This is a genomic window from Kocuria sp. UCD-OTCP, assembly GCF_000349605.1.
Classification (GTDB): Bacteria; Actinomycetota; Actinomycetes; order Actinomycetales; family Micrococcaceae; genus Kocuria; species Kocuria rosea.
The window spans coordinates 98,117-107,410 of the sequence record NZ_AOSQ01000004.1; the positions used below are offsets into that span (position 1 = coordinate 98,117).

A 9,294-nucleotide genomic window follows, 5' to 3' on the forward strand; every position below is an offset into this window, starting at 1 on the left:
GGCCTGCTGCGCTCCTTGCCGCTGGTGGCCGTGCTCGTGCGGCGGCGGTAGCAGGCCCCCGGGTTCCGGGTCCGCCGGCTGCGGAGGGTGCCCGGTCCGGCGTGGTGCCGTGGCCGGCAACGGTGCGGGCCGTGGCGCCGTCGTCGTGCGGGGGAGGTGCGCTCAGGGGCCACGGGGCGCTTCCCGTCCGCCGGGGCCGCCCGGGGTCGGTCGGCGCGCGCCGGAGCACGGCGAGGGGAGCGGGCCCGGGAGGTCCTCCGGGTCGGCATGGGGCGTGCCTCCAGGATGCCCGCCGAGTTCCCCGCGCGTCCAACGATCAGAGGCGATCGACATCATCGGCAACCGCGATGGAACGACGACGGGCCCCTGGGTCCGCGCGGCGGCCCGGAAGGGTCAGGCGGGAGCGGGGTGCTGCAGGCTGTGGTCCCAGAACCGCTGGGCGACCTGGGAGATCCGGCCCCGGCGGTGGACCAGGACCGTGCTCCACTCCAGGCGGGGACCGGTGTAGTCCACGATCCGCACGTCCGATCGGCCGGTCACGACGAAGCGGGGAACCATGGCGATGCCGCTGCCGGAGGCCACGAAGTCCGGCACGGCCGTCAGGTCCGAGAGCTCCACCGCCCGCCGGCGGACCAGTCCCGCGGCGGAGAAGGCGCTGTCGACGATGTGCCGCACGGCCTGGCCCGCCGCCGTGTCGATCCAGGGGTGCTCGCTCAGCTCGGCCAGGGTGGGCGGGGAGGCGGCGTCCGCGGCCAGGGGGTGCCCGGAGGGCGTGATGAGCACGAGCGCGCCCGAGGCCAGCGGGGCGGTCACCAGGTCGTGCACCACGGCACGGGCGGGCAGGGACACCACGGCGAGGTCCAGCTCGTGGGCCCGCAGCCGCGTCAGCAGCCCCTCGGAGCCGGCCGGATCGGTTCTCAGCGAGACCTGCACGTGCGGGTGCTCGGCGGAGAACCCGGCCAGCATCCCCGGCAGGTCCAGATGGCTGATGGGGTTGATCGTGCCGATCCGCAAGGAGCCGCGCCGGCCGCCGTCGGCCTCGAGCACGTGCTGGCGCAGGTCCTGTCCGAGGTGCAGCCAGGCCGGCGCCTCCTCGGCGAGCACCAGCCCGGCCGTGGTCAGCCGGGCGGTGCGGCGGGACCGGTCGAACAGCCGGACGCCGAGATCCTGCTCCAGGGCCCGGACCCTGGTGCTGACGCTCGACTGCACCGTGCCCAGTTCGTCGGCCGCACCGGCGAAGGTGCCGGTCCCCACCACCGCGAGGAAGGCCTCCAGCTGTCTCGTCTCCACCGGTCCAGCGTAGCCGCGGGACGGAGGACCCGCGGGGGCTCGTGGACTCCGTTAGGACGGTCCGGTCAGGGGGAGCGGTGCCGGGAGCGGGACTCGTGGACGCCGCGGGCGACCGCCAGCAGCTCGCGTGCGGAGTCGTCCCACGAGTAGGCCCGGGCCCGCTCGAGCCCGGCCAGCACCCGGGCGCGGGCCCGGTCCGGGTCCTCGAGGGCGCGCACGGCGGCGGCGAACCCGGCGTCGTCGTCGGGCGCGGCGTAGCCGGCGGCGCCCCCGGCGACCTCCCGGAAGATCGGCAGGTCGCTGCACACCACGGGCGTGCCCGCCGCGAGCGCCTCCACGAGCGGCAGCCCGTAGCCCTCGGCCCGGGACGCGTGCACCAGGGCGGCCGCTTCGGCGAGCAGTGCGGCGTACTCGGTCTCGTCCACCCCGTCGTGGAAGACGACCCGCGCCCCGTCCGGGACGAGGGCCTCCAGCTGGGCGCGGCGGGCCGGGGAGATCCGGGAGAGCAGGTGCAGCTCGTGGTCCGGGAGCCGGCCGGCCGCGCGCAGCAGGGTCTCCACGTTCTTGTACGGCAGGAAGGAGCCCATGTAGAGCAGCTTCCGGCCGCGCCGGGGCAGCCGTGCCAGGGCCTGCCCGGTGGGGAGCACGGAACCGGGCTGGGGGGCGTTGGGCACTACGTGCACGGGGCGGCGGGTGAGCCGGTGGGCGGCGATCAGCTCGCGGGTGGTGTCCGAGACGGTCACCACGGCGTCGGCGCGGTCCAGCAGGACCCGCTGGGGCCACCAGGCCCGGTGGTAGAGCCGCCAGCCCGCGCGCACGGCGGCGGGCAGGTCCCCGGGCGGCTGCGGGTGGTCGTAGTAGATGAGGTCGTGCAGCGTGAGGATCAGCCCGTGCCGGCGGCCCGCGGAGCCCATGGTCTGCATGGGGGAGAACACCACGTCGGGCGCGTACCGGTTGAGCACCAGCGCCGTGGCGGCCTCGGCGGCCGACACGGGGGAGGGCCCGGTGACGTGGGGGAGCCCCGGCAGCAGGGCGAGCTGGCGGGGGTCGCTGACGAGCAGGGCCACGTCCAGCCCTGGGGTCGCGCCGGCGAGACCGGCCACGGCCTCGGCCAGGCTCGCCCCGTAGCGGCTGATCCCGTCGTGGCGGTCGAGACGGGTGTAGCGGGCGTCCAGGAGCAGTCTCACCGGCGGCGTCCTGCCTGCTGGTCCCGGCGGGCCCGGTGCCCGCGGCGCACGATGAGCTGCAGACCGGTGAACGGGGCGGTGTCGGGGGCGGGGGCGTCGACGGGGGGCGCCTGCGCGTGCAGCGCGGGCGGCCCGCCGTCCGGTCCGGGGGGCGGGCCGGGGACCGGCTCGGGGGCGGGGGAGGAGAGGAAGTCGTGGACGAGCTCGGCGGTGCGCCCGGGGGCCTCGTAGTGGATGAGGTGGCCCACGCCGTCGAGGACCTCGAGGCGGTGCCGGGGGATCCAGGAGGCCATGGTCCGCTGCGCGGCGAGCGAGCCCAGCTCGTCCTGGGCGCCCACGACCAGCAGGGTCGGCATGCTCAGCTGCATCGCGACCTCCGCGACGGTGTGCGAGACGGAGGCCTCGTAGGCCTCCAGCAGCACGTCCCGGTCCGCGAAGGACGAGAAGTAGGCGCGGTGCTGGTGGCGCACGTAGCCGCGCACCCGGGGGTCCTGCGACTTGGTCATCACCCCGCTCATCGCGTCCGTGACGAGCCAGCTGGAGAGCAGCCGCCGGCCCAGCCGCCGGGGCAGAGCCCGGCCCAGCCGGTAGTAGCCTACCGTCAGGCGGCTCAGCAGCGCCTGCTCGCCCTCCAGCGCGGGCTCGCAGATCGGGTTGACGAGCACCAGCCGCTCGACCATCGCCGGGTGCGCGGCGGCGAAGTGCGCGGCGACCACCGAGCCGAAGGAGTGGCCCAGCACGGCGACCCCGTGCGGGGCGCCGTCGTGCACCGCGCCGTCGGTGAGGGTCTCCACGAAGCCGCGCAGGAACTCCGCGTACCCGGCGATGTCGTGGGGCCGGTCGGGGAAGGGCTCGGAGCGGCCGAAGCCGGGCAGATCGGGGACGACCACGTGGTAGCGCTCGCGGAGCCGGTCGGCGACCAGCTGCAGGCCGTGGTGGTCGCCGCGGAAGCCGTGGACCAGCACGAGCAGCGGCTTGGGGGCCCGGTCGACGTCGTAGAACCAGTAGCGCACCTTGTGCCCGTCCAGGACCATGCTGCGCCGCTCGGCCCAGGGGTTCTGCACCGCGCTGCCCGGAACGTCGGCGTCGCGGCCCGTGCCGGTGGGCCCGCCGCCGTCCGCCGCGCCGTGCCGTGCGCCGGCCGCTGCCGCCATGGTTCCTCCCTGCGGGCCCGGCAGGCGCCCGGTGCGTCCCGGCCCGCTGTCGATGCTAGCCCCTGCGGGCCGGGAGGCCGGGCGGCGCTGGGCTAGGATGGGACGGATTCCACCACCGTCGGCGCACCGCCGGGCATCCGTGATGCCCGGGTGCCGCACACGCGACCGCGCGCCGCCCGTTCCGGGGCCGGCGGCGGTCCACGACCGCGAAGGCGAGGACCGTGACCGAACAGCAGCACACGACCGAGACCACCGGGTACGACTTCCGTGCCATCGAGGCGGCGTGGCCGTCGTTCTGGGCGGAGCAGCAGGTCTACGCGCCCGTCGACGACGGCTCGCGGGAGCGCCGCTACGTCCTGGACATGTTCCCCTACCCCTCGGGCGACCTGCACATGGGGCACGCGGAGGCCTTCGCGATGGGGGACGTGGTGGCCCGGTACTGGCGTCAGCGCGGCTACGACGTGCTGCACCCGATCGGCTGGGACTCCTTCGGGCTGCCGGCGGAGAACGCGGCGATCAAGCGCGACGCCCACCCGGCGGAGTGGACCTACGCCAACATCGAGACGCAGAAGGCCTCCTTCCAGCGCTACGCGATCAGCGCGGACTGGTCCCGGGAGATCCACACCTCCGACCCCGAGTACTACCGGTGGACGCAGTGGCTGTTCCTGCAGTTCCACCGCAAGGGCCTGGCGTACCGGAAGAACTCGCCGGTCAACTGGTGCCCCAAGGACCAGACGGTGCTGGCCAACGAGCAGGTCGTCAACGGGGCGTGCGAGCGCTGCCACACCCCGGTGACGAAGAAGGCCCTGAACCAGTGGTACTTCAAGATCACCGACTACGCCGACCGGCTGCTCGACGACATGGCCGCGCTCGAGGGCCACTGGCCCGAGCGGGTGCTGGCCATGCAGCGCAACTGGATCGGGCGCTCCGAGGGAGCCCACGTGCGCTTCGCCATCGAGGGCGCCGGCGAGGGCGGCACGGACCGCGAGGTCACCGTGTTCACGACCCGCCCCGACACGCTCTACGGCGCCACGTTCTTCGTGGTCGCCGCGGACGCCGAGCTGGCCGGGCAGATCGTCGCCCCGGAGCACGCGGCGGAGCTGGCCGCCTACCGGGAGCAGGTCAAGGCGCTGTCCGACATCGAGCGCCAGGCCACCGACCGGCAGAAGACCGGGGTGTTCCTGGGCCGCCACGCCGTCAACCCGCTCAACGGCGAGAAGCTGCCCGTGTGGGCCGCGGACTACGTGCTGGCCGACTACGGCACGGGCGCGATCATGGCCGTGCCCGCCCACGACCAGCGCGACCTCGACTTCGCCCGCACCTTCGACCTGCCCGTGCGCGCGGTGCTCGACACCGGCGAGGAGGACCCCGCCGTCACCGGGACCGCCACCACGGGCGAGGGCACCCTGATCAACTCGGGCGAGCTCTCCGGGCTGGAGAAGACCGAGGCCATCGAGCGCGCCATCGGCCTGGTCGAGGCCGCCGGGACGGGCAACCGCCAGGTCAACTTCCGGCTGCGCGACTGGCTGCTGTCCCGCCAGCGCTTCTGGGGGGCGCCCATCCCGATCGTGCACTGCGGGGCCTGCGGCGAGGTGCCGGTGCCCGAGGAGCAGCTGCCGGTGCGGCTGCCCGACGACCTGCGCGGCGAGCAGCTCGCGCCCAAGGGCCGGTCCCCTCTCGCGGCGGCCGAGTCCTGGGTGCACGTGAACTGCCCCTCCTGCGACGGCCCCGCCCTGCGCGACACCGACACCATGGACACGTTCGTGGACTCCTCCTGGTACTACCTGCGCTTCGCCTCCCCGAACGACGAGACCGCGGCGTTCGACCTCGAGCAGACCCGCAAGTGGCTGCCCGTGGACCAGTACGTGGGCGGCGTGGAGCACGCGATCCTGCACCTGCTCTACTCCCGGTTCTTCACCAAGGTGCTCTTCGACCTGGGGCTCGTGGACTTCACCGAGCCGTTCAAGGCGCTGCTGAACCAGGGCCAGGTGCTCAACGGGGGCCGGGCGATGTCCAAGTCCCTGGGCAACGGCGTGGACCTGGGCGAGCAGCTCGACCGGTTCGGCGTGGACGCCGTGCGCCTGACCATGGTCTTCGCCTCCCCGCCGGAGGACGACCTGGACTGGGCCGACGTCTCCCCGCAGGGCTCCCAGAAGTTCCTGGCCCGGGCCTGGCGCCTGGCCCAGGACGTGACCGGCGACCCCGGGGCCGACCCGGCCGACGGGGACCTGAGCGTGCGCCGGGCCACCCACCGGGCCGTCGACGACGCCGCCCAGCTGCTCGACGCCGCGAAGTTCAACGTGGTGATCGCCAAGACCATGGAGCTGGTGAACGTGGTCCGCAAGGCCATCGACTCCGGCTGCGGGCCCGCCGACCCCGCCGTGCGCGAGGCCGTCGAGGCGGTCGCGGTCCTGCTGTCGCTGGTCGCCCCGTACACGGCCGAGGACATGTGGCACGCGCTGGGCCACGAGGGCTCCGTCGTCGTCGCCGGCTGGCCCGCGGTCGACCCGGAGCTGCTGGTGGACGACACCGTCACCGCCGTGGTGCAGATCAAGGGCAAGGTCCGGGACCGGCTCGAGGTGCCCGCCGACATCGGCGAGGACGCCCTGCGCGAGCTCGCCCTGGGCTCGGAGACGATCCGCCGCCAGCTGGGCGACGCCGAGATCCGCAAGGTGATCGTGCGCGCGCCCAAGCTCGTCAACATCGTGGCCTGAGCCGCCGCTCCCGCACGGGAGCACGACGACGCCCCGCCGCTCCCGGCCCCCGGCCCGAGCCCCCGCCCCGCACCCGGGGGCCGGTGCCCGGACCGGGGGCCGGGCCGGTGTTCAGGCCGGTGTCCGGGCTCCACAGTCCTGCTCCGGGCCCGCGCGCGTCCCCAGCGGGCCCCGTTCGGCGCGTGGGACCGGCCGGCCGGGGTGGGCTGGGGCCATGACCGGTACCGTGCCGCGCGCCCGACGGCGAGCGAACCCCACCCCGCCCGCGCCCGTCGTCCCGCCCGCGCCTTCCGCGCCCGGCGCGCCTGGTGCCGGTGCCGGGCCCGGCCGTGCCCCGGCACCAGGCGCCCCGGCACCCGGTGCTCCGGAGCCCGCCGAACGGCTGGCGTCGCTGCTGGCCGAGGCCCGGGGCGAGGCCACCGGTCCCGGCCGGGCGCCGTCGCCCCAGGACGGGGCACCGGGGGCCGCTCCCGCCCACCGTCGGCCGGTCGCCGCCCGGACCCGGGTCCCGGCCTCGCTGCTGCTGATCGCCCTGGCCGCGCTCGCCTGGCTGAGCTGGACGGTGCTGGGGCCCGGGAAGGACGGCGGGGACGTGCCGGAGACCGCCGGGCGGCCCGTCCTCGCCGAGGCGGAGCTGGGCGGCGACCAAGGGCAGGACACCGGGCAGGACCCCGGCCGGCACGGCGGGGGCGACACCGGGCGAGGGGCCGGGGACGGAGCCGTGGCCGGTGCGGGCATGGCGACCGGACCCGGGACGGGCCCGCCGGGGTCCGCCGCGGCCCAGCCGCCCGCGGCGGGGTCGACGCTGCACGTGCACGTGACCGGGGAGGTGGCCCGCCCCGGCGTCGTGTCCCTCGAGGCCGGGGCCCGGGTCGTCGACGCGGTCGAGGCCGCCGGAGGCCTCACCGATGCCGCCGTGACGGAGTCCGTGAACCTGGCCGCCCCCGTCACGGACGGCCAGCAGGTGCTCGTCCCCGACACCGAGACCGCTCCCGTCCCTGCTCCCGGAGCTCCGGCGCCCGGAGCCGCCGCGGCGCCGGGAGCGGCGGTGCCGCCCGGGGTCCCGGGTGCACCGTCCGGGACCGGGGCACCGGAGGGCGCCGTCCCGGGCGGGACGCTGAACCTCAACACGGCCACCGCGGCCGAGCTCGAAACCCTCCCGCGGGTCGGGCCCGTGCTGGCCGGACGGATCGTGGAGTTCCGGCAGGCGCACGGCGGATTCGCCGCCGTCGCCGACCTCGACGCCGTGCCGGGGATCGGCCCCGCCCTGATGGAATCGCTCGGGCCGCTGGTGAGCGTGTGAGGCGCCCCGCCGAGTGGTGGGCGAGGGCCCTGGAGCACCAGGAGCACCGCGACGCCCGCGCGCCGGGCCGCACCTGGGACCTGCGGCTCGTCCCCGCCGCGCTGGGCGCGTGGCTCACCGGTCTGCTCGCCGCGCACCTGCCCCCGGCACGCGTCGCGGCCGCCGGGGCGCTCTACCCGGCGGCGCTGGTGCTCGGCGCCGCCCTGGTCCTCGTCGTGGCCCGCGCCCTCCGGCGGGAGGAGCCCCCGTCCGGGCGGCCCCGCGGCCCCGGGCTGTGGCGGGCCCTGCCGTGGTCGGCCGTGGCCCTGAGCGCCCTCGCCGTCACGGCCGTGCTGCTGAGCACCACGGCCGCCCAGCGCGAGACCGCCCACGGCCCGCTCGGGGCAGCACTCGCCGGGGCCGGGACGGTGGCCGTCACGGCGGAGGTGGCCGAGCCGCCCCGGCGGTGGACGGCGCCCGCCCCCGGGACCGGCCACGCGGACGAGGACCGCACCGGCGTGGTCCTGGGGCTGCGCCTTGAACAGGTCACCCACGAGGGCCGCGGCGGACCCGCCGACGTCGACGTCACGGTCTTCGCGGACGGGCCCGCCTGGGCCGGGCTGGTCCCGGGGCAGCGGATCACCGCCGTGCTCACCGCCGGGGCCCCGTCCCCCGGCCCCCCGGTGCTGCGCGCCGCCGCCCCGCCGGCGGTCCTCCCGGCACGGGAGCCCGGCCGGCGGGAGCAGGTCCGGGAGCGCTTCGTGGCCGGCACCGCAGGACTGGGCCCCGACGCCGCGGGGCTGCTGCCCGGGATGACCTTCGGCGAGCGCGCCGGGATCGGCCCGGAGCTCGACCAGGCCATGCGGGACACCGGACTGACCCACCTGACGGCCGTCTCCGGCGCCAACTGCGCCCTCGTCACGGCCCTGGCCGGGCACGCCGCGCTGTCCCTCGGCGCGGGGCGGCGCACCTGCCTGGCCGCCGGCCTCGGCGCCCTGGCGGCGTTCGTGCTCCTCGTCGGTCCGGACCCGTCCGTGCTGCGCGCCGCCGTGATGGGCGGACTCGCCGCCCTCAGCCTCCTCACGGGACGCACCGCCGTCTCCCTGGCCACTCTTGCGGGCGCCGTGATCGCCCTCGTCGTCGTCCGGCCGGCGCTCGCCGCCGAGTACGGCTTCGTCCTCTCGGTGCTGGCCACCGCGGGGATCGTGGTGAGCGGGCGGCCCCTGACCCGGTGCCTGGGCTCCCGGGTCCCGGAGGTGCTCGCCGTGGCGGTCGCGATCCCCGCGGCCGCCCAGCTGTGGTGTGCCCCCGTGCTCGTGCTCCTCCAGCCCGCCGTGCCCGTGTACTCGCTGCCGGCCAACGTCCTCGCCGCCCCGCTGGTGCCGGTGGTGACCGTCTGCGGCCTCGCGGGACTGCTCCTGCTGAACCTGCCCGACGGGGCGGGCGCCGCGGCGGCCGTGCTGCCCCTGGGCGCCGGCGCACTGGGGGCGCGCCTCGTCGCCGGCACCGCCCGGGCGCTGGCCGGGGCCCCCGGGGCACTGGCCCCCTGGCCCCAGGGCCTGTTTTCGAACCGTTTTTTCGAAGAGGTCCAGCCAGGGCAGCTGCTCGCCGATGGTGCCGATGCCGGACAGCAGCCCCGGGACGATCCAGAAGAACGCGGCGATGAC

General features: G+C 76.4%; 6 protein-coding genes. 3 read left to right on the top strand and 3 right to left on the bottom strand.

The features are described from left to right. Positions 1-393: 393 nt before the first annotated feature. From H488_RS22315 to H488_RS22325, 3 genes are all read right to left on the bottom strand, one after another. On the bottom strand, positions 394-1,290 hold the full coding sequence (locus tag H488_RS22315; protein ID WP_017832314.1) for a LysR family transcriptional regulator: 897 nt from the start codon (positions 1,288-1,290) through the stop codon (positions 394-396). Positions 1,291-1,355: 65 nt separating this feature from the next. Next, a complete protein-coding gene (locus tag H488_RS22320) occupies positions 1,356-2,477 on the bottom strand; it encodes a glycosyltransferase family 4 protein (protein WP_017832315.1) in 1,122 nt (373 codons plus the stop codon). Continuing rightward, positions 2,474-3,631 carry an alpha/beta fold hydrolase gene (locus H488_RS22325; protein ID WP_017832316.1) on the bottom strand — a complete coding sequence of 386 codons (1,158 nt, stop codon included), beginning with the start codon at positions 3,629-3,631 and terminating at the stop codon, positions 2,474-2,476. Before H488_RS22325 ends, H488_RS22320 begins: the two co-directional genes overlap by 4 nt. 221 nt (positions 3,632-3,852) lie before the next feature. Between H488_RS22325 and leuS the strand changes: the two genes are divergently transcribed. From leuS to H488_RS37360, 3 genes are all read left to right on the top strand, one after another. Continuing rightward, positions 3,853-6,345, top strand: coding sequence for a leucine--tRNA ligase (gene leuS / locus H488_RS22330; protein ID WP_017832317.1), 2,493 nt, complete (start codon positions 3,853-3,855; stop codon positions 6,343-6,345). 214 nt (positions 6,346-6,559) lie between these two features. Continuing rightward, positions 6,560-7,648, top strand: a complete 1,089-nt coding sequence (locus H488_RS38320; protein ID WP_186374884.1) for a ComEA family DNA-binding protein — start codon at positions 6,560-6,562, stop codon at positions 7,646-7,648. Further along, on the top strand, positions 7,645-9,294 hold a 1,650-nt coding region (locus H488_RS37360; protein ID WP_017832319.1), incomplete at its 3' end, for a ComEC/Rec2 family competence protein. The genes H488_RS38320 and H488_RS37360, both read left to right, overlap by 4 nt.

Coding starts and splice junctions, on each gene's coding strand:
- H488_RS22325 (WP_017832316.1), bottom strand. CDS start 3,631: ATGGCGGCAGCGGCCGGCGCACGGCACGGCGCGGCGGACGGCGGCGGG.
- H488_RS38320 (WP_186374884.1), top strand. CDS start 6,560: ATGACCGGTACCGTGCCGCGCGCCCGACGGCGAGCGAACCCCACCCCG.